The sequence below is a fragment of the Arcobacter sp. F155 genome, from assembly GCF_004116455.1.
Classification (GTDB): Bacteria; Campylobacterota; Campylobacteria; order Campylobacterales; family Arcobacteraceae; genus Halarcobacter.
This window is the reverse complement of the sequence record NZ_PDJU01000027.1, coordinates 1-805: the sequence shown is the minus strand read 5'-3', so window position 1 is coordinate 805 and position 805 is coordinate 1. Positions and strand designations below refer to the sequence as shown.

The window sequence follows — 805 nt, the reverse complement described above, 5'->3', positions numbered from 1 at the left end:
GTAGATAACATATAGAATGTTGATGCTAAAACCATGAACTTAATCAGAGTATTTGATTGTAATTGTTGCCATTCACCCTTCATTGTTAAAAGCATATTAATTGCTGATCCCCATGATGGTAAAATTAGTACTACTGACATTACAGATCCCATTGTTTGCATCCAATCTGGAACTGTTGAATAAATTAAGTGGTGTCCACCTGCCCATAAATATACAAATAATAGACCCCAGAATGCTAAAATTGATAATTTATAAGAGTAAACATTTTGTCCTGACTCTTTTGGTAAGAAATAATAAATCATAGCAATAATTGGAACTGTAAATACAAATCCAACCGCATTGTGTCCATACCACCATTGTACTAAGGCGTCATTTGTACCAGCATACATTGATACTGAGTGAATCCATGAACCATAACCAGATACAAAATAAGTTGGAACTTCCATATTATTAAATAGGTATAACATAGCAACTGCAATAAATCCAGCGATGAAATACCAAATTGAGATATATAAAGTTCTCTCTCTTCTAATTCCGATTAGACCGAAAATAGAGATACCATATAATACCCACCAAACAACAACTAAAATATCTAAAGGCCATTCTAATTCAGCATACTCTTTTGATGTTGTAATACCCATAAACAGAGTTACTACAGCTAAAAGAATAGTAATGAAATAAAGTACAAAGTGTAATTTAGCTACACCCATTAAGAATGGTGATTCTTTTAAAGATACTTTTAATACTCTTTGCCCGATATAATACCAACACGCAAAGATACCACTAAGAGTAAAACCAAACGCAA

At 32.3% G+C, this 805-nt stretch carries 1 protein-coding gene; it reads right to left on the bottom strand.

The window, feature by feature from the left end; all coding sequences use genetic code 11:
* The coding region (locus CRV03_RS13925; protein ID WP_258239106.1) for a cbb3-type cytochrome c oxidase subunit I at positions 1–805 on the bottom strand (805 nt) is incomplete at both ends.